Source organism: Luoshenia tenuis (assembly GCF_014384745.1).
In the GTDB taxonomy this organism is placed as follows: Bacteria; Bacillota; Clostridia; order Christensenellales.
The window spans coordinates 151,172-171,255 of sequence record NZ_JACRSO010000004.1; the positions used below are offsets into that span (position 1 = coordinate 151,172).

Annotated in this window: 16 protein-coding genes; 5 read left to right on the forward strand and 11 right to left on the reverse strand. The window is 61.6% G+C overall.

Features of this window, described 5'->3' with window-relative positions; all coding sequences use genetic code 11:
- Positions 1-1,205: 1,205 nt before the first annotated feature.
- Both H8699_RS09980 and H8699_RS09985 read right to left on the reverse strand, forming a co-directional pair.
- Complete coding sequence (locus tag H8699_RS09980; RefSeq protein ID WP_249285571.1) at positions 1,206-2,564, reverse strand: ABC transporter substrate-binding protein; 1,359 nt, start codon at positions 2,562-2,564, stop codon at positions 1,206-1,208.
- A 1,655-nt stretch (positions 2,565-4,219) separates the two neighbouring features.
- Positions 4,220-5,386: a ribose-phosphate pyrophosphokinase gene (locus H8699_RS09985; RefSeq protein ID WP_249285572.1), complete on the reverse strand. Its 1,167-nt coding sequence runs from the start codon at positions 5,384-5,386 to the stop codon at positions 4,220-4,222.
- Between the two features lie 651 nt (positions 5,387-6,037).
- Here H8699_RS09985 and H8699_RS09990 point away from each other — a divergent pair.
- On the forward strand, positions 6,038-7,153 hold the full coding sequence (locus H8699_RS09990; RefSeq protein WP_249285573.1) for an aminopeptidase: 1,116 nt from the start codon (positions 6,038-6,040) through the stop codon (positions 7,151-7,153).
- A gap of 203 nt (positions 7,154-7,356) precedes the next feature.
- Here H8699_RS09990 and H8699_RS09995 read toward each other — a convergent pair whose 3' ends face one another.
- From H8699_RS09995 to H8699_RS10010, 4 genes are all read right to left on the reverse strand, one after another.
- Entirely contained in the window at positions 7,357-7,812 is a 456-nt protein-coding gene (locus H8699_RS09995; protein WP_249285574.1) for a hypothetical protein, read from the reverse strand.
- Entirely contained in the window at positions 7,799-8,029 is a 231-nt protein-coding gene (locus H8699_RS10000) for a helix-turn-helix transcriptional regulator (RefSeq protein WP_249285575.1), read from the reverse strand. Before H8699_RS10000 ends, H8699_RS09995 begins: the two co-directional genes overlap by 14 nt.
- Positions 8,030-8,176: 147 nt before the next feature.
- A complete protein-coding gene (locus tag H8699_RS10005; RefSeq protein WP_249285576.1) occupies positions 8,177-8,563 on the reverse strand; it encodes a DUF4363 family protein in 387 nt (128 codons plus the stop codon).
- Positions 8,560-9,264, reverse strand: a complete 705-nt coding sequence (locus H8699_RS10010; protein ID WP_249285577.1) for a DUF421 domain-containing protein — start codon at positions 9,262-9,264, stop codon at positions 8,560-8,562. Before H8699_RS10010 ends, H8699_RS10005 begins: the two co-directional genes overlap by 4 nt.
- Positions 9,265-10,472: 1,208 nt before the next feature.
- On the opposite strand from H8699_RS10010, the gene H8699_RS10015 reads away from it, so the two are divergent.
- Genes H8699_RS10015 through H8699_RS10025 form a run of 3 tightly spaced genes read left to right on the forward strand, consistent with a single transcriptional unit; the run spans position 10,473 to position 13,342 of the window.
- Complete coding sequence (locus H8699_RS10015) at positions 10,473-11,525, forward strand: NAD(P)-dependent alcohol dehydrogenase (RefSeq protein ID WP_249285578.1); 1,053 nt, start codon at positions 10,473-10,475, stop codon at positions 11,523-11,525.
- A 59-nt stretch (positions 11,526-11,584) separates the two neighbouring features.
- Entirely contained in the window at positions 11,585-12,433 is an 849-nt protein-coding gene (locus H8699_RS10020; RefSeq protein WP_249285579.1) for a sugar phosphate isomerase/epimerase family protein, read from the forward strand.
- A gap of 18 nt (positions 12,434-12,451) precedes the next feature.
- Positions 12,452-13,342, forward strand: coding sequence for a sugar phosphate isomerase/epimerase family protein (locus tag H8699_RS10025; protein ID WP_249285580.1), 891 nt, complete (start codon positions 12,452-12,454; stop codon positions 13,340-13,342).
- A 1,400-nt stretch (positions 13,343-14,742) separates the two neighbouring features.
- Here the strand turns inward: H8699_RS10025 and H8699_RS10030 are convergent.
- Together H8699_RS10030 and H8699_RS10035 are read right to left on the reverse strand one after the other, a co-directional pair.
- Complete coding sequence (locus H8699_RS10030; protein WP_249285581.1) at positions 14,743-14,988, reverse strand: DUF6199 family natural product biosynthesis protein; 246 nt, start codon at positions 14,986-14,988, stop codon at positions 14,743-14,745.
- Positions 14,989-15,089: 101 nt separating this feature from the next.
- A complete protein-coding gene (locus tag H8699_RS10035) occupies positions 15,090-15,635 on the reverse strand; it encodes a GNAT family N-acetyltransferase (RefSeq protein WP_249285582.1) in 546 nt (181 codons plus the stop codon).
- Positions 15,636-15,773: 138 nt separating this feature from the next.
- Here H8699_RS10035 and H8699_RS10040 point away from each other — a divergent pair, with 138 nt between their 5' ends.
- Positions 15,774-16,427, forward strand: coding sequence for a superoxide dismutase (locus tag H8699_RS10040; RefSeq protein WP_249285583.1), 654 nt, complete (start codon positions 15,774-15,776; stop codon positions 16,425-16,427).
- 1,069 nt (positions 16,428-17,496) lie between these two features.
- On the opposite strand, the gene H8699_RS10045 is transcribed toward H8699_RS10040, so the two are convergent.
- The 3 genes from H8699_RS10045 to H8699_RS10055 form a co-directional block, all read right to left on the reverse strand.
- Positions 17,497-17,979, reverse strand: coding sequence for a pyridoxamine 5'-phosphate oxidase family protein (locus H8699_RS10045; RefSeq protein ID WP_249285651.1), 483 nt, complete (start codon positions 17,977-17,979; stop codon positions 17,497-17,499).
- Between the two features lie 345 nt (positions 17,980-18,324).
- Positions 18,325-18,564, reverse strand: coding sequence for a hypothetical protein (locus H8699_RS10050; protein ID WP_249285584.1), 240 nt, complete (start codon positions 18,562-18,564; stop codon positions 18,325-18,327).
- Positions 18,565-18,669: 105 nt separating this feature from the next.
- Positions 18,670-20,043 (reverse strand): MATE family efflux transporter, encoded by a 1,374-nt coding sequence (locus tag H8699_RS10055; protein WP_249285585.1) that lies wholly within the window; start codon positions 20,041-20,043, stop codon positions 18,670-18,672.
- Between the last annotated feature and the right edge of the window lie 41 nt (positions 20,044-20,084).

Sequence of the window (20,084 nt, forward strand, 5' to 3'; positions counted from 1 at the left end):
CCACGCCATTCATCTTACAAGTAACGCCCCCTGCCAACGAACGAGATTCTTCGCTCGGCCTTACGGCCTCCCTCTGAATGACGGGGTTTCACCCCCTTGGCCCCTCCCCGCCCTCGCAATTTTCTTCACTTTCTTGCCGCCATCCGCTTTCCCCCTTTGTCATTCCGAGCAGGGCGAGGAATCTCCTTACAACCTCTCTCGTCCCGTCTGCACGATCGGCCTCACGGTAAAGCGTCCCTTCTTCCCCTCCCGGTCATTCCATCTCCCCACTTGCCTCCCTCCTTGAGGGAGGTGGCAGGCCCTGCCTGACGGAGGAGTAATCCCCCCCTCCCCGCCCTCGCAATTTCCTTCACTTTCTTGCCGCCTTCTATTTTACCTCTTTGTCATTCCGAGCAGGGCGAGGAATCTCCTTACCACCTTCCCCGCCCTGTCTGCACGACCGGCCTCACGGCAAAGCGGCCCCCTCTCACCGTCTAAGCCATCCTCTCCCCACCTGCCTCCCTCCTTGAGGGAGGTGGCAGGCGCAGCCTGCCGGAGGGAGTAATCCCCGCTCACCGCCCCGTCGTTCCCTCCGCTTTCCTACCAGCCAAGTGCTTTCCCTCTTTATCATTCTAGTCAGGGCTACCGCCCTTTGTTCCGCTCCTGCCCTTGCGCGTTGCTTCGCGCTTTTTCACCCGCCATCCGCTTTCCCCCTTTGTCATTCCTCGCGGCCTATCGCCCCCTGATCGCTCATACGTTGTGCGTCCCCGCATGCCTTCGCCCGCCATTTGCCTTACCTCTTTGTCATTCCGAGCAGGGCTGCCGCCCTTTGTTCCGCTCCTGCCCTTGCGTGTTGCTTCGCGCTTTTCCACCCGCCAAGTGCTTTCCCTCTTTGTCATTCCGAGCAGGGCGAGGAATCTCCTTACCCCCTCCCCCGCCCCGTCTGCACGATCGGCCTCACGGCAAAGCGTCCTCACCTCCCCATCCAGGCCATCCTCTCCCCACTTGCCTCCCTCCTTGAGGGAGGTGGCAGGCCCTGCCTGACGGAGGGAGTAATCCCCGCTCCCCGCCCTCGCCGTTCCCTCCGCTTTCCTACCCGTCCTCCCTTCGCTCCTTTGCGCAGCCCGGCCACGCAAAAAGGGCCGGTCTCCCGGCCCCTTCTGCTTTTCAGGGGAACGAACATTAAGCGAACGCGATTAGTCTATTTTTCTTATAACAAGCCGCCTTTACTGGTCGTTGGCCGCGATCAGATCCTCCAGATCCTTTTGCAGCTTGGCGATGGTCTGCTTTTGCGCAGCTTCATCCTGCGTCAGCGCGCTCTGGACGATCTGCATCGAGAAGCGCTGTCCCTCAACAGAGGAGGCGCTAGGCGGAGAGGCGGGCAGCGGGTAGCACATGGGCACTACGTTGGGCAGCACGTCCTTGATTACCATCTGCTGGAACTCGCTCTCGCACTTGTCAAAGAAGCTGGAACGGGTGGGCAGCGGGTTCATATCGCCCTTGGCAAAGCACTCGCTGGTGTTCTCGCTGTACCACTTGAGCACCTTCATCGCCACGTCTTTATGCTTGCTCTGCTCGAACACCATAAAGCCGTTGATGCAGTTCTGTCCCTTCATGATGCCGCCGTCATAGGTCTTCAGCGGCGGGACCACCGCCACATCCAGCCCAGCCGCCAGGGGCTCGCGCAGCTCGGCCGTGCCGCCGACGATGATGCCGGCCTTCTCGGCCATGAACAGCTTCTTGGCGTCCTCGCCTTGGTAACCTTCGATGCCCTCGGGGATCACGCCCTCGTCCTTCATGTCGCGGATCCACTTCATCAGGCTGTAGGTCTCTTTCTTATCCAGGTTGGCCTTGCCGTCCTTGTCATAGTACAGTCCGCCGTTGGCCGTGCCGTAAATGTTGGCGATCTTGCCGTCGGCCGCTACGCCAAAGGAGATGCCGTACACATCGCTGCCCCGTTTGCGGAACACCTTGGCCACGTCGATCATCTCTTCCCAGCTGGTGGGCATGGCAAGCCCGGCCTCGTCCAGCCAATCCTGGCGGATGACGGTGATGCGCGGGTCAAAGTTCCAGGGGATGCCGATCTGCTTGCCCTTATAGGTCCAATATTCCAGGGCCCCCTCGGGGAAGTCGGTATCCGTGCCCTCTTTCTTCCACTCGTCTACGATCCATTGCAGGTCCGCCGCTTCGCCCGTCACCGCGAACTGGAAGGGCATGAACCCGCCGCCGGTGGAAAAGTCCGGGGCCGAGTTGGAGGCCACCGCCGTAGAGAAGGTCTCAAACCAGTTGCTCCAGGGCAGGTTGGTGTAGTTAAAGGTCACGTTGGGGTCCACCTCTTCGGTGTAACGCTTGATGGTCTCCTCAGCGATGGCGGGATACTTCTCCGCCGCGCCCCATGCCATGTCCCAAAAGACGATCTCCACCGGCTCGGCGGCCATGCCTGTGCCGCCGCTGGCGCTGGAAGACGCGTCCCCGCCCGTGGTCGCGGCGCCGCCGGCGTCCGGCGCACCCCCGCAGCCTACCATGCTTAGGCCCATGGCCGCCACCAAAAGCAGGCTCATGATCAGGGTCAGTCCTTTTTTCATTGCTGTGTGTCCCTCCTTCAATTTTGGGTCGTTCGCTTCAAGCCCTTACCCTTAGACCTCTCCCCCCTCCTGCCCTTTTGCGAAGAGGTCTTGCTTGCCTTTTTGCCGGCCTGCCCGTAAAATGGGTACAAAAAATACGCCCCTGCGCTTACCTGTAAGCGCAAAGCCCACCCCGGCCGCTATGTTGTTTACCGCCTGTTGTAGAAAGATGGGCGCCCCTGCCGCCCGGGCCCTTTTGGAATAGATCAGCTTGGAACAAGAGTATATTGCCTAGAATTACGTCGAATTATGGTTTTATTTCACGTTTTAGCCATATTTAATTCATATTCTTCACTTTATATTCACATTATGCCTGCTGCGCTTCTAAAAAGCAACCCCTAAAGTAAAAATAGTTTTACAAATTTTGTCGTTTTGCTTTTTGATCTGTCCCGGCCCCTCCCGCGCAATTTCCTCCGCTTTTCCAACCATCATTTGCCTTGCCCCCGCGTTATTCCTCCTGGGGCCATGGCCCCTCTTGTTCCGCTCCTGCCCTTGCGCACTGCCTTGCGCTTTTTCGCACGCCATATGCTTTCCCTCTCTGTCATTCCCCGCGGGCTATCGCCCTCTGATCGCTCATACGTTGTGCGTCCCCACATGCTCTCGCCCGCCAGCAGCTTTCTTTCTCTCTATCATTCCAGCCAGGGCTATCGCCCCTTTAGCCGCTCCCTGCCCTTACAGTTTTCTCCGTCCCTTTCGCCCGCAATTTACTTTCCCTCTCTGTCATCCCTCGCAGGGCTGTCGCCCCCTTAGCCGCTCCCCGCCCTTACAATTTTCTCCGTCCCTCTTGCCCGCCATTTGCTTTCTTTCTCTCTATCATTCCAGCCAAGGTTGCCGCCCCCTTAGCCGCTCCCCGCCCTTACAATTTTCTCCGTCCCTTTCGCCCGCCATTTACTTTCCCTCTCTGTCATTCCGAGCGGGCTATCGCCCCCTTAACCGCTCCCCGCCCTTACAATTTTCTCCGTCCCTCTTGCCCGCCATTTGCTTTCCCCCTCTGTCATTCCGAGCGCAGCGAGGAATCTCTTGACAACCGCTTGACCCTGCACGCGCCACTTCCTTTAAGTTAAAGTGCCCTCATCTCCCCATCCAAGCCATCCTCTCCCCACTTGCCTCCCTCTTTGAGGGAGGTGGCAGGCCCCTGCCTGCCGGAGGGAGTAATCTCCTCTCTCATTCTCTGCACACCACGCTATCTCCTTACCACCTTCTCCACCCGGTCTGCACTGCTAACCACACGCCAAAGTGCCCTCACCTCCCCACCCAGGCCATCCTCTCCCCACTTGCCTCCCTCTTTGAGGGAGGTGGCAGGCCCTGCCTGCCGGAGGGAGTAATCTCCTCTCTCATTCTCTGCACACCGCGTTATCTCCTTACCGCCTTCTCTACCCAGCCTGCACAACCCGCCTCACGGCAAAGTCCCCTCGCCTCCCCACCCAGGCCATCCTCTCCCCACTTGCCTCCCTCTTTGAGGGAGGTGGCAGGCCCCTGCCTGCCGGAGGGAGAGTCCCCCTTCCCTCCCCCTCGTTTTTCCTTGCCCGCCGCCGGGTGCGGCATCCCCTCTCTCCCCCAATACAAAAAGGCCCCCGCCTATATATAGGCGGGGGCCTCGATCTTCAGCTTGTCCTCTAGCGCTGGCCGCGCTTTTTCAGCAGCGCCTCGATCTTCTGGTGCGGGTCGATAATGGTGGAGACCGAGATATCGTGGTTCAGCGCCGCGATAAAGTAGGCGATGTACTTGGATACATCCACCTCGAAGAACCACTCCTTCTTGCGCAGCTCCTCGGGCACATAGGTCAAGTTGCTGCCCAGCACGCCCGAGATCACGCCCTCCTCGTAGGCCTTGTCAAAGGCGGCGAACCCGCCGGTGAAAATGCCGTAGGTGGCGTAGGCAAAAATGCGGCCCACCTTCTGCTTTTGCAGGCTGTAGGCGATATCCAGCATGCTCTCGCCCGAGGAGATGATGTCGTCGGCGATGAACACATCCTTGCCCTCCACGGAGCTGCCCAGGTACTCGTGGGCCACGATGGGGTTGCGGCCGTTGACCACGCGGGAGTAATCCCGGCGCTTGTAGAACATGCCCAGGTCCACCCCCAGCACGGAGGCGTAGTACATGTTGCGGTTCATGGCCCCCTCGTCGGGGCTGACGATCATAAAGTGCTCCCGGTCGATATTGATGTCCGGCACGTGCTTAAACAGGGTCTTTAGCACCTGGTAGCTGGGCATCACGTTGTCAAAGCCCATCAGCGGCACGGCGTTTTGCACCCGGGCGTCGTGCGCGTCAAAGGTGACTACGTTGCTCACCCCCATGTGCTGGAGCTCCTGGAGCATCACCGCGCAGTCCAGGCTCTCCCGGTAGCTGCGCCGGTGCTGGCGGCCGCCGTAAAGCAGCGGCATGATCACGCTGATGCGCTTGGCCTTGCCGCTGGCCGCCTGGATCAGGCGCTTTAAGTCCTGGAAATGGTCGTCGGGAGACATGGAGTTCTGCTGGCCGAACATGTTGTATTTGCAGGAGTAGTTGCCTACGTCGATGATGAAGTACAGGTCATCCCCCCGGACGGTGGATTTGATGATGCCCTTGCCGTCTCCCGAGGAGAAGCGGGGGCACTCGCTCTCTACGATAAAGGTCTCATGGTCGCGTCCGGCCTCCTTGGCCCAGTTAAGCAGGTGGTTGTTGATCTTATCCCCCAGCTCCCTTGCGCCCTCTAAGGGGATAATGCCCAGCGGTCCTACGCAGTCCGCCTCGTCGAAAAACAATTGCACTTCCACATTCTCCGTCTGCCTCTGGTTGTCCATTTCCAAACTCCTTTTATTCTATTTGCCGGCCCGCATGGCCGGTACATTTCCTGTCGGCGTAATTATAATAGCACATTCCCAAAGGATTCTCCACCGCGCGTGGCGTTTTTTGTTAACTTTTTTAGATTTTTTCACCTCCGCGCCCCTTTACCGGCGGATTACCCCGCCGCCAAACGTGGTACAATAGGGATAGACCGCATGGCGGCGCGCCGATGGGGCAAAAACCCCGGCAGCGCAGAAGGCCCCCCTTCTCGCCGCCCTCCTTGAGGGAGGTGGCAGGCCCCGCCTGCCGGCGGGCGTTGCTCCCCATGCGCAGGCCATTTGCCCCTGTCATTCCGAGCAGGGCTATCGCCCCCCTGACCGCTCATACGTTGTACGTTCCCGCAGGCTTTCGCTCGCCAAACGCTTTCCCTCTCTGTTATTCCGAGCGCAAGCGAGGAATCTCACGGCTACCTCGAAAGCCCCGCCTGTACCGCGCTGTTTAGGTACAACGTCCTGCCGCCCGGCAGCGCATGGGTAACGCACCCCCTTCTCGCCTCCCTCTTTGAGGGAGGTGGCAGGCCCCGCCTGCCGGAGGGAGTTGCTCCCCAGCTGCGCGCAGGCCTCAACAAACGTCCAAAATCCACCAAACGAAAGGATGGTATTTTCATTATGCTAGACCCACGCATCAAAGAATTGGCCCACAACCTCATCACCTATTCGGTGGACCTTCAGCCCGGCGAGCGGGTGCTTATCGAGGCCATCGGCATCGATAACGCCCTTACCTGCGCCCTGGTGCAGGAGGCCTACAAGGCCGGCGGGCTGCCCTTTGTGCAGCTGCAAAACAACACCGTGCTGCGCGCGCTGCAAATGGGCTGTACTGACGAGCAGCTTTCCCTCATGGCCCGTCTGGAGGGCGAGCGCATGGCCAACATGCAGGCCTACATCGGCGTGCGCGGCGGGGATAATATGAGCGAGCTGTCCGACGTGCCCCCTTCCCAGCAGGAGCGCTACCAGCGCCTTTACTGGGAGCCGGTGCACGGGCGCATCCGCGTGCCCCGCACCAAATGGGTGGTGCTGCGCTACCCCAACCCCGCCATGGCCCAGCTGGCGGGCACCAGCACCGAGCAGTTTGAGGATTACTATTTTGCCGTTTGCAACCTCAACTACGCCAAAATGTCCGCCGCCATGGACGCACTGGTGGCCCTGATGGAGCGCACCGACCGGGTGCGCCTCACCGGCAGGGATACCGACCTGCGCTTTTCCATCAAAGGCATCCCCGCCATCAAGTGCGACGGGCGCATGAACATCCCCGACGGCGAGGTCTTTACCGCCCCGGTGAAAGATTCGGTGGAGGGCCATATCGCCTTTAACACCCCTTCGCTGGAGGCGGGCTTCACCTTCCAGGATATTCGGCTGGAGTTCCAAAAGGGCAAGATCGTGCGCGCCACCGCCAACGACGAAAAGCGCATCAACAGCCTTTTGGATACCGACGCGGGCGCCCGGTACGTGGGCGAGTTCGCCATCGGCGTCAACCCCTACATCACCCGCCCCATGCGCGATACCCTGTTTGACGAGAAGATCGCCGGCTCCTTCCACTTTACCCCCGGCGCCTGCTACGATGAGGCGCCCAACGGCAACGCCTCCGCCCTGCACTGGGACCTGGTGTTCATCCAGACCCCGGAATACGGCGGCGGCGAGATGTATTTTGACGATGTGCTGGTGCGCAAGGACGGCATTTTCGTCCTGCCTGAGCTTGAGCCCCTCAACCCCGAAAACCTCAAATAACTCCGCCGCCAGGATAAACAAAAGCGCCCTGCAATGCGCAGGGCGCTTTTGCTATGCCCGCTCTTTCCTCTAAAAGGCCCGCACCGCGCCGCAAGGGGAAAGTATGAGTTTTTGTTCAGATGTATCTCTCCCTCCGGCGCGCCCTGCCTGCTGGAGGGCGTTTGTCCCAGCCCGGCGCGTCCGCCCCGCCTGGGTTCTCTCCTTTACGCCCAGCGCGCCACACAGTACGCCGCGCCTTTAAGCCCGGCTGCCAGCGCCAGGATGGCGGCCGCCGTGTAAAACGCCGTCATATCGTAAAGCGCCGCCGTCAGCGTAATGGCCAAAAGCGCCACCAGCAAAATATCCATCACCCGCCCGCCGCTCTTATCGTGCAGATAGCATTTTCGTTCGTCCCTGCGCTCCAGCGCCTGCGCCCTGCGGGCCTGCCGGTCCCGCAGCAGCCTTTTGTTGCGGTGGATGCACACAAAGATGTAAATCAGCCCGCCGAAAAAGATCACCCGGCTGGCCGCGTCCGCAAACCCGGTCATCACCCGCGAATCTCCCCCGCCGGTCTCCCCGACCAATACCATGTAGCCCAACATCAGCGCCACCGCCGCCCAAAGCAAGCGTATCCGCCATTGGATCTGCTGAACATAGGTTAAGGCTTTAAATCTTTTCATACGCCAGTTCCTCCGCTTCTAAATTCTCCTTTAGGCAGCAAAGCTCTTCCACCGTGGTGCCAAATACCTGCGCCAACCGGTAAGCCAGCATCAGCGAGGGGTTATACTGCTCCTTTTCGATGGAGATCACCGTTCTGGCGGAAACCCGCACCGCCTGGGCCAGCTGCTGCTGGGTCATCCCCGCGGCCAAACGCGCCTGGCGCACCCTGGTCTTCACGCCCCATCGCCTCCTAAATACGAAGTTTACTTCACATGAAGCTACCTTCATATTATGCGATCGAAAGCAAAAAGTCAATCCCTTCCCCTTTATTTTTCCACGCAAAACGCCCCCGGCAACCGGAGGCGTTCTCGCATCTTAAAGGGTCTATATGATGTTTTCGATCAGCGGGGCCGTGCGCACCGGCATGTGCTCGATCATGGCCGCCAGCGCCGCCAGTTCCGCGCCCAATTCGTCTAAGGATTGGTCGCTCTTGGCCATGGCCGCGGCCCGGGCAAAGCTCCCCGTGATCGTGTCCAGCTCTCCGTGGTCGCACGTCAGCTCCCAACCGTGGCGTATCTCCTGCCAGCGGGCCTGCGCCTCGTCGATCCTGGCCTTAGCGCTGGCGTGGTCTCCCCCGTCAATGGCGGTGATCGCCCCATCCACCAGGCCCAGCAGCTCGTCCGCGTCGCTTTTGATGCCCAGGTAGGAAAACAGGCTCAGCCCCAAAAACAGCACCAGCGCCACCGCAATGCAGATCTCCTTGGTCTTCATACCGCACCCCTCCTTTTGCGCTTGCCCTTTTCCCGGGCCTGAAACTGCATCTGCCCGCTGGTGTTATCCAACAGCAGGTACAGCACGTCCTCCGGCCCGTGCAGGCCCTGGGCGCGCACCTTCTCGGTCAGCCACTTTTCATCCTTGCCCGCCTTTTGCAGGTTCATCCGGTTGACTTTTCCATCCAAAATCAGCGTGTAGGGCAGGGATGCGGGCTGGACGGCGATGTTCAGGTCGCTGGGCGTGGCCGGCCGCTTGTCGGCCGATTGCAGCACGCTGAGCATGCCGCTGGGCTCCAGCACCGCCGCGTCCACCTCGCTGATGTCGGTCACGCCGTTTTGGCGCAGCTGCTCGAGCAGGTCGTTCAGCGTGCAGGTCTGGCGGCTGAGCTCCCGCTCGTCGATCTTGCCGTGGTAGATCAATATGGCGGGCCGCCCGCAGATCAGCGCGCGGGCCTTCTCGCTCTTTAAAAGGATAAAACTGATGACCTGGTGGATGACCAGCAGCGCCAGTATGGGCGCCAGTCCGTAAATCAGGGGGATGTCCACATCGCTCATGGGCGTGGCGGCCAGGTCGGCCAGCAGCAGGGCCAGCACCAGTTCAAAGGGCTGCAGCTGCCCCAGCTGGCGCTTGCCCATCACGCGGATGACCACGATCAGCGCCACATACAGGATCAGGGCGCGTATAAATACGGTAAGCATGGCTTTTCCTTCCTTCCATTAGGCATTCGTTTTTTATTGTTGACCGCCGCCCCGCAAAACATACCTGTCCGCTCGTCCAAACAATGTTTTAAAAGTTAATTGACGAACGCGCACTGCCATGCTATGCTGTGCCTGTGGCCCTGTTTAGGCACATATCAGGGGGGATCAATCGCCCTGTATGCCTGTCATTCCGAGCGTAGCGAAGAATCTCGCGCGCCAGCAGTCGGCCAAGGCAGCACCACCTGCGCACCGCCGCCCAGCACACCTTCTCGCCTCCCTCTGATGAGGGAGGTGGCGCTCGCAGCCTGCCGGAGGGAGAGATTCCCTCAACCGCCCGCTGCCCACTGTCATTCAGCGCGAGGCCGCAGGCCGAGCGAAGAACCTCGTGCGCCAGTAGTCGGCCTCGCTTTACCGTACCCACCCGCGCAAAGAACCTCGCGCGCCAGCAGTCGGCTTCGCCTTACCGTGTCCGCCAACGCGAACAACCTCTAGCGTGAGCAATCGGCCAAGGCAGCACCACCCGCGCACCGCCGCCCAGCACACCTTCTCGCCTCCCTCTACCAAGGGAGGTGGCGCTCGCAGCCTGCCGGAGGGAGAGATTCTCTCAACCGCCCGCCGCGCCCTGTCATTCAGCGCGAGGCCGCAGGCCGAGCGAGGAATCTCACGCGCCGGCTGTTGGCCAAAGCAGAACCGGCAGCACCACCCGCACCCTGCCGCCCAGCTAACCTTCTCGCCTCCCTCTGATGAGGGAGGTGGCGGGCGCAGCCTGCCGAAGGGAGAGATTCCCTCAACCGCCCGCCGCGCCCTGTCATTCAGCGCGAGGCCGCAGGCCGAGCAAAGAACCTCCCGCGCCAGCTGTCGGCCAAGGCAGCACCACCCGCGCACCGCCGCCCAGCTAACCTTCTCGCCTCCCTCTGACGAGGGAGGTGGCGGGCGCAGCCTGCCGGAGGGAGAGATTCCCTCAACCGCCCGCTGCCCCCTGTCATTCAGCGCGAGGCCGCAGGCCGAGCGAAGAACCTCCCGCGCCAGCTGTCGGCCTCGCCTTACCGTTCCCGCCGTACCGAAGAACCTCACGCGCAAGCTGTTGGCCAAGGCAGCACCACCCGCGCACTGCCCGCGCGGCCATTCCCAACACCGGTAAAGCGCCTTCCAGCGCTTTTCACCCATACAATACCCATCAGACTTAAATTTAAAAGGGGGAAAATTTTATGCAAAAAGATATGTTAGCCGCCTATACCGTGGATAACCGCCAGATGGAGCTGCGCCGCATCCCCGTGCCCCAGCCCGGCCCGGGCGAGCTGCTCATCCGCATCCGCCACGTGGGGGTTTGCGGCAGCGACCTGCACGCCTTCATGGCCGAGGGCGCGCGCTACAAGGCCCTGCCCCAGGGCGGGTTCATCCTGGGCCACGAGGGCGCGGGTGAGGTGGTCGCCTTAGGCGAAGGGGTGCAGGGCTTTGCCGTGGGGGACAAGGTGGCCCTGGAGCCGGGCAGCACCTGCGGCAAGTGCGAGTTTTGCAAGCGCGGCCTTTATAACCTGTGCCCCGACGTGCAGTTCCTCTCGGTCTGCGGCCAGCGCGACGGGGTGCTGCGCGAGTACGCCAGCCACCCGGTGGACCTGTGCTTTAAGCTGCCCGAGAATATGGATACCCTCCAGGGCGCGCTGATCGAGCCGGTGGCCGTGGGCATGCACGCCGCCTCCCTGTCCGGGGCGGGCCTGGGGATGGACGCGGTGATCTTCGGCGCCGGCTGCATTGGGCTTATGACCCTGCTGGCCTTAAAGGCCCGGGGCGTGGGGCGCATCGCCGTGTGCGACGTGGCCGACATCCGCCTGCAAAAGGCCAAAGAGCTGGGCGCGGCGCTGACCATCAACTCCGCCCGGGAGGATGCGGTTTCCGCCATCCAAGACTTTACCGCCGGCCGGGGCGCGGACGTGGTGTTTGACGCCTCGGGCAACCCCGCCGCCATCGGGCTGACCCAAAAGGCGGCCAAGAGCGCGGGCACCATCGTGCTGGTAGGCAATCCCTCCGGCGCCATGCCCGACAGCTTCGACCTGCAGGATTTCGTCAACCGCGAGCTCACCCTTCGCGGCGTGTTCCGCTACCGCAACATCTACCCCACCGCCATCGCGGCGGTCGCAGCGGGCATCCTGCCGGTGCAAAAGGTGGCCGACCGTATCTATCCCTTTGCCCAGACCCAGCAGGCCTTTGACGAGAGCATCGACAACAAGGCCGCCATCGTCAAGGCCGTCATCGCCCTGTAAGCTTTTTACCCGCGCCCCATCCGCGCGGCGCGTTCCATTGCATGATGAGGAGGAAGAATATGGAACTGGGATTTTTCAGCCCCGAAATTTCCGGCCAGAACGTCGAAGAAGTCTTTGCCAAAGCCCGCGCCCTGGGCTTTACCCAGGTGCAGTACGATTTTGATACCTCCCACGGCGAGGAGATGCCCGCCGGCTTTGGCCCCGGCGAGCTTGCGCGGGTGGCCCAGGCCGCCCGCGATAACGGCATCTCCATTGCAGCCGTCAACGGCACCTTTAATATGGTGGATAGCGACCCGGAACGCCTGGAGGCCTACATCCGCCGCTTTACCGTCATCGCGCAGGCCTGCGCCTATTTCGGCTGCAAAATCGTCACCCTTTGCACCGGCTCCAAAAGCCCGGAGGGCATGTGGCGCTATTCGCCCGCCACCGCCGAGGAGCCGGTATTTCAGCAGCTGCTCGCCACCACCCGGCGCATCCTGCCCGTGGCCGAAAGCTACGGCCTCACCCTGGGCGTGGAGACCGAGGCCAGCAACGTGGTGTTTACCGCCCGGCGCACCCGCCGGTATTTGGATGAGATCGCCAGCCCCCATCTTAAGGTGATTATGGATTGCGCCAACCTCTTCCCCGCCGGCACCGCCCGCCGGGAGAACGTGGCCGCCACCATCGGCGAGGCCTTCTCCCTGCTGGGCGGGGACATCGTGCTGGCCCACGGCAAGGACGTGGCCGAGGGGGACGCGGTGCACTTTGCCTCGCCCGGCATGGGCATTGTGGATTACGACCTGTACTTTGACCTGCTCAAGAAGATCGGCTACGCCGGCCCGCTCATCCTGCACGGCGTGCACGACCCGGCGGATTTCGCCCCGTCGATCGCCATCATGCGGGAAAAACTGCTGGCCGCCGGCCTGTAAGAAAAGGAGGATCAGCCCATGTATACGGTATTTGACCCGGGCCACTGCGGCGTTTCCGCCAGCGTGTACGAGATCGCGCCGCTGGCCGTAAAGTACGGCATCGGCGGGGTAGCCGTGCCCCAGAACCTGCTGGAGGACCCCAAAGCCGGCGTGGCGGCGGCGGACTTTATCTTTGACCATGGCCTGCGCTGGAGCCTGCTGCCCACCCCGGCCGACTTTTTTACCGAGAGCGTGACCGATGCGGCGTTTGATTCCGCCCTGGAGCACTTCAAGCGCTGGGCAGACGCGGGCGAGAAGATGGGCGTGCGCTACTGCTATAACCACGTGTGGAACGGCAGCAACGCCCGCAAGTCCGAGGCCCAGTTTGAGTGGGTGCTGCGCCGCCTGCGCCGCATTTGGAAGGTGGCCGACGACCACGGCCTACACTACGGCATGGAGTTTTTAGGGCCCTGCCCGCTGCAGCGCAGCTTCCGCTACCCGTTTTTTAACAGCCTCTCGGGCATTTTGGCCCTGGCGGACGCGGTCAGCCCCCGCTGTGGCTTTCTGTTTGATACCTACCACTGGTACACCGGCAGCTATCAGCGCGTGGACGAGGCCTATCTGGCCGCCGCCCAGGTGGATCGCATGGTCAACTTCCACCTAAACGACGGGGTGCCCGGCCGCACCCGCACCCAGCAGGAGGATCTGGAGCGCCAGCTGCCGCTCACCTCCGGCATCATCGACGCGGCCCTGCCCTACCGCCTCTTTGAGCGGGCGGGCTACGCCGGCCCCGTATTGTGCGAGCCGCTGCGCCCCTGGCAGCAAAACGCCGAGGGCCGCTCGCTGGAGCAGACCATGGCCCAGGTAGCCGCCGCCTATGAGCGGGTGCGCCAAGCCGCCCAAACGCCCCCCGCCCAGGCCGCGCGCTAAGGCCAAACATTCAAGGGACGCCCTGCCAGGGCGTCCTTTTTTACGCTGCCCCTCTAAGGGACTATCGCCCCTTTAACCGCTCTTGACTTTCGCGTCTCCCGGCCTTTTCGCCCCCATCCGCTCCTTCTCTGTCATTCCGAGGGGCTATCGCCCCCTTATCCGCTCCTATTTTTCTGCGTTCTCTGTCTCCCCCGCCCGCCATCCGCTTTCCCCCCTTGTCACTCCGCGGGCTGCCGCCCTTTAACCGCTCTTGGCTTTCGCGTCTCCCGGCCTTTTCGCCCACCATCTGCTTCTCCTCCCTGCCCCGCCAAGGAGCTGCCGCCTCTTTAACCGCTCTAACCTGCCCTCACCTGTCCCGTCTCTCTGCCTACCACCTACTTTTTCTCCTGTCATTCCGAGCGGCGCGAGGAATCTCTTTACAACCACTTGCCCCTGCTTTACACCTCTTGCATAGTTCAAGTGCCCCGCACCTCCCCACCTTGGCAATTCCGCCCTCACCGCCTCCCCTTCCGCCTGTCCTGGCGTCTTTGTGAACATGCGCCGCTTTCCTGCCGTCACAAGAGATTCTTCGCTCCAGCTTCGCTTCCGCTCTGAATGACAAAAGCTGCACTATCTTCGTCCAACCTTTGCGGTCTGCCCTCCCCGCCTCGCCTTCCATATTCTCAAACGCCCCCGCCCCCCCATCCGCTCCTTCTCTGTCATTCCGAGCAGCGCGAGGAATCTCTTTGCAACCGCTTGCCCCTGCCTTGCCCTCTTGCATAGGTCAAGTGCCCCGCACCTCCCCACCTTAACAATTCCTCCTGCGTTCTCGCCTCCCTCATTCGAGGGAGTCCCCGCCCCGGGGCTGTCGCCCTTTTATCCGCTCTAACCTATCCACATTGCCAAACGTTCCCGCCCGCCATCCGCTTCCCCCCCCTTGTCACTCCGCGGGCTGCCGCCCTTTAACCGCTCTTGGCTTTCGCGTCTCTCGGCCTTTTCCCCCGCCATCCGCTCCTTCTCTGTCATTCCGAGCAGCGCGAGGAATCTCTTGACAACCGCTTACCCCTGCCTTGCCCTCTTGCGCAGGTCAAGTGCCCACACCTCCCTACCTTGGCAATTCCGCCTGCGTTCTCGCCTCCCTCGAATGAGGGAGGTGGCGCACCCACCGGGTGCGCCGGAGGGAGTCCCCGCCCCGGGGCTATCGCTCCTTAAACGTTTTAATCTGCTCATGTTGCCAAAACTCCTTCCGCCCGCCATCCGCTTTCCCCCTTGTCACTCCGCGGGCTATCGCCCCCTTATCCGCTCCTATTTTTCTGCGTTCTCCGTCTCCCCCACCCGCCCTCCTGCGCGCGCCTCTCCACAGAAAAAGGCAGGGCCTCAAAGCCCTGCCTTTATCCTGTCCTTCTCGCCTATCCCTTTTTCTACATCATCCCAAACCGCAAAAACGCCCCGATGTCGTAGCGGTTCATGTACAAAAACCACGCGACGCCCGCCAGCCCAGCGATCAGCGCCAGCGCGCCCACCACCCGCACCAGTTTAAAGTGCGCCTCGGGCGGCTTGGCGGGCGGGTAGAACCGCCAGCTGGAAGCCAGCCCCCACATCAAACGGGGCCGCAGCAGCATCACAAACCCCAAAAGCACCATCGGTCCGCCGATCAGCAGCATCATAAACCCGCCCTCCTTTTCGTCCTCTTTAGCTTTAGTATAGCGCCCCGCCCTGCGCATTGAAAGCCCTTTGGGCGACATTTGGGGCAAAAGGTCACCCTTTTTTATTTTTCCGCCTCGGACAGCGCCTCAAATTCCTCCCGGGTGATGCGCCAGGCATCGTGAGGCATGTCGGTATTGTAATAATGCTTGATAAAACGCCGCACCGGCGCCATGCCGTTGCGCCGGGCCACCGCCTGGGAGGCCAGGTTGCTGTCCCGGATGATGGAATAAACCGCCCCCGCCCCCAGCGTCTCAAAGGCATACGCCCGCAAAGCCCTGGCCGCCTCGGTGGCATAGCCCTTGTGCCAGTGCCGCCGGCAGAAAAGGTAGCCGATCTCCAGCACCCTGTCCGCCTCCACGCTCTGCCAGGTCAGCCCCGCCTGGCCCAGAAACGCGCCGCTTTTCCTGTCTAGCACCGCCAGCAGCCCCAGCCCGCCCTCCTCCCGGTAGCGCCGCAGCTGGTTGCGCAGCCAGGCCTGCACCTCCTCCTCGGTGAAGGCGTGCTCATAGGCGGTCATCGCCACCGGGTCCTGCAAAATCTCCCGCAGCCCCGGCAGATCCCCCTCCTCCAGTGGACGCATGCGCGTGCGCGCGGTAATCAGTTCCATTGATGATCCTCTCCTTTGCCGTTTTTATGCCGTACTCTCCCTGGCATCCGCCGCCCCGCGAGCGCATAAGCATAGCATTGGGGGCCTCTCCCCCCGGGCCGATGTCCCCCATCTCTTCTAGGAAAGGAAGGATCATCCATGCCGCGAACCTATCCCTTCGCCCCGCAAATGCTGCCCTATCCCTGCTATGGGCTGACCCCCGGCCTGCAGGCCGATGGCGTATATCTGCACCACAGCGTCCTTTACAGCGGGGATGTAACCGCCCTCAACGCCCTGCTGGCCCAATACCCGGACGCGCAGGGCCTAACGCTGGCCGCCCTTTTGACCGATCCGCTGCCCTCTGTGCGCACGGTAGACCGCGCCCGCATCCGCCACCTGGCCGGCAGCCTTTTTAGCCACGAGCTGTACTTTGCCGGCCTCTGCCCCCAGGGCGCCGCCTCCCCCCAGGGGGCGCTGCGCGCGGCCATCCTCGCCCGGTACGGCAGCCTGGAGGCCTTTAAGTCCCTGGTGCGTCAGGCCGCTGGGGATATTCTGGGCGTGGGCTTTGTCTGGCTCAATACCGATGCCGCCGGCAACATCCACCTGGCCATCACCAACGATTACCGCACCCCGCAGCTGAATCTCTTTACCCCCGTGCTGGTGCTGGATGCCTGGGAGCACGCCTACTTCTCCCCCTATTATACAGGGCTGGATGCCTATGTGGAAAGCTGGTTTTCCCTGCTCAACTGGCGCGAGGCCGAGCGGCGCTATAACGCCGCCACCGCGGGCGGGCGCCCCTCCGGCGGGTCTTAACAATTTCTTCACGAATTGCATAAAATTTTTTAACAAAAAAGATGTATCCCGTTCATCATCTTTGGGTATTCTAACATTGCGACAGAGAAGCAAAGAGATACGAATGAACGACAGATAACTTTTTACAACCTACATACCCCTCTCTCAAGTTCGAAGGCCCCCGTCCCCCGGGGGCCTTTGGCATGGGGTTGGAAGCCCCTTCTCCCGCTCTGCGCCTTTTCTCGTTACCTCACCCGTCTCCGTCAGCGGCTTTTGCGCGCTTTATATCTTCTTATTCAGGGCTCACGCCCTTTTTTCCGCTCCACACGTTTTGATTATCTAACCTCCCGCCCCCGCCAACTGCTTTTGCACGGCTCTCAACTTCTCATTCAGGGCTCACGCCCTTTTTTCCGCTCCACACGTTTTGATTATCTAGCCTCCCGCCCCCGCCAGCTGCTTTTGCACGGCTCTCAACTTCTCATTCAGGGCTTGCTTCCTTTTCCTCCGCCCCGCGCGAGCATCTCATCCTTGTCATTCCGAGCGCAGCGCCCGGTGAGCGTAAGGCGCGCGCAAGTGGCGTTAGCCGCGCAGCGCAAGCCCCCAGCGAACCGAGAGTTGCCGGGCCTTTGCTGTTGTTAGAACGAGTACCAAGGCCGTGCCGCCTAACGCCGCGCCAAATAGGTCAAGTTCAGCTTCCTACTAACGCATAAGATTCTTCGCTCGGCCTTTCGGCCTCCCTCTGAATGACAGAGGGGCTAAAGCCCCTTGTTCCGCTTCATACTTCTTATCATCACCCAACTCACCGCGCCCGCCATGTGCTTGACCTCCCTGTCATTCCGAGCGCAGCGAGGAATCTCTTGAAAACCGCTCGGCTTTGCCTGCCCCGCTTCATCCTCGCTCTAGCGCCGCTCCTTGCCCTCGCGGCAAAATGCCTTACTCCGGGGCTTTTCCCCCCCTCTCTACCGTTCTTCCCTTCTTCCCATCCTCCAACCTACTACGCCCGCCAGCGGCTTTTCACCCATCTTTTCTTTCGGCCTTACACGCTTGTGGCGTTTGCGCTTTACGCTACCTTAGCGCCCGTCCGCATCTACTAGCCCTTTTTGTCCCGCACAAGCTCGATGGCCGCCTTGCCGCTCAGGTGCTCCACCCGCATCTCCAGCATGCAAAGGGGCGCGTACTCCCGCTCGATGGCGCGCTGCCGCCCCTGTGCGCTATCCTGCGGCGCGTACTTACGGGCCAATAGGTCGATAGCCGCCCGCTTTTCCGCCTCGTCCTCCAAAATCCGCACCCGTCCAAAGGCAATGGCGCTTGTAAAGTAGGTGGTATATTCCTCCATCTTCACCGCGTCCTGGCCGATCACGCAAAAGGAGGCCTTATCGCACCGGCGGATCGCGTCCAGCTTATGCCCGGCCTTTGCGCAGTGGAAGTACAGCCTGCCCTGCGCATATACGTAGCTGATCGGCAGCGCGTAGGGGTAGCCCCCGTCCCCCAGCAGCGCCAGCACGCCCGAGCTGCCCTGCAGCAGGATCGCCTCGCTCTCTTCCCGGCTAAGGGCCTGGCGCGCCCTTCTCATCGGTCTGAATTCCAAATGTTATCCTCTCCTCTCACCGGTTCACCCGGGCCGCGTTTTCCCCCTCTATCATAACATATCCGCGCCCCTTTGCGGCAGCTCAACCCGCTTCCCTTATAGGCCCGTACACAGCAAGCTGTATATCCGTCCTGTCCGCTCCGTTTACGTTGCGCGCATCGTTCTTTCCCGTACACCCCATTTTCTCCCCGTCATTCCTGCCGCAGCGCGGGATCTCTTTACTCCCTCTCGCTCTGGTCTGAATCCCCCGGCCCCACATCCCCTAAGTTTCCCTTTCCGGGTACGAAAAAGGCGCCGGATCTCTCCGGCGCCATCCCAATATTCATGCGGTTATTGATCCTTTTTCTGACCATTCACCGTTTCGCGCAGGTGTTTGAGCGATGCGTCGATCTTCTCATACCGCGCATCCGGCAGGCCGCCTTCGCGCAAGTCCCCGTCGGCCATGCGCTTGACCAGATCCTTGCGCTGGCCCTCGCTCAGCGTCCGGTAAAATTTCAGCATCAGCGCCTCCTCGGCTGTCAGCTCTTCCTTTTCCAGCTTCGGCCCCGCGCCGTTTCCGTTTTTCTCCATGGCCCTTCCCTCCCTTGGCGGTATCGTGCTTGCCCTTATTATACCTCCGCGCCGCCGGTTATGGAAAGACTATTGTAATATTTTGGTATTACATTTTCTGGAAAGCTACTGCTGCTCCAGCGCCTGGCGGCCCTGGTCGGTCACCGGCATCAGCCAGGCCCGGCTTCTAAAGCGCCGCAGGCACAGCAGCACCTTGGGCAGATCCTCGGCTAATAACATCACCAGGTATACGGTGGTAAGCGGCCACTTGAATACCAGCGCGCCCAGGCAGCTTAGGGGCAGGGCCAGCAGCCATACGCACAGAATATCGTACTTGAGCCCCGTGCGGGTATCCCCGCCCGCGCGGAACACCCCCACGATCAAAATATAGGGGATATTGCGCAGCCACAGCTCCAGTCCATAGCACAGCATAATGGTGTGGGCCGCGGCGTTCACCGTGGCGCTGACGTTGAAGGCCAGCATGATCACGTCCCGCAGGGCGATCACCCCGCCGCCCACCAGCAGCGAGAAGGCGATGGCCACAAAGGTAAATCGCCGCCCGTCGTCCACAGCCTCGCGCATCAGCCCGCTGCCCACCTTTTTGCCCACCAGCACCGCGCAGGCGTGGCACAGCCCCACAAAGAATACAAAGCCGATGTTCTCGATGGAGCGGAAGATGGTCAGCGCCGCGTAGAATTGGGTATCCACATTGCCGTACAGGATATTGTAGCCCACCGTACCCACCGCCCAGAGCGATTCGTTCAGCAGCACTGGCAGGGATATCCGCAAAAACTGGCCGATAAACTCCCCCGTCCAGTGGAACAGCCGCTTGGCCGGGGCGATCATGATATTCCGGGTCTTGAGCGCTACGATAAACAGCACCAGCGGGCTGATCCAGGCCGAGATGGCCGTGGCCAGCGCCGCGCCGCGCACCCCCATCCCCAGCCCGAAGATGAAGACCGCGTTGAGCGCCGCGTTGGCCGCCACCGAGACGGCGGTGACGTACATGGGCAGCTTCACCTGCTCGGTGGAGCGCAAAAGCGTGGTAAAGGTCTGGTTCAGGGCGATGGCCGGGAAGCTCAGCGCCGCCAGCTGCAGGTAGCTTACCCCTTCGGCCGCCACCGGCGCTTCCTGCGTGAACAGCCCCAGCACCCAGCCCGGCGCGCACAGCCCCACACCCATAAAGATCAGCCCGCCCGCGGCCGCGCACACCAGCAGCAGCCCATAGGTGCGCTGGATGCCCGGCATGTCCTTCGTGCCCCAGTATTGGGCGATAAAGACCGACGCGCCGCTCATAAACCCAAACAGCACGATGTTCAGCAGCCAGCTCCACTGCCCGGCCATGCCCACCGCGGCCAGCGGCACCTCCCCCAGCTGGCCGATCATGATGGTATCCACCAGCGTAAACGAGCTGGTCAACAGGTTCTGGAAGGCGATGGGGATCGCCAGCCGCAGCACCGCGTTCCAAAAATCCCGTCCCCCAAAATACTTTTCAAGCATCCGTTCTCTCCCCTTCGGGGGTGTTACCCCTTTTTTTTCCG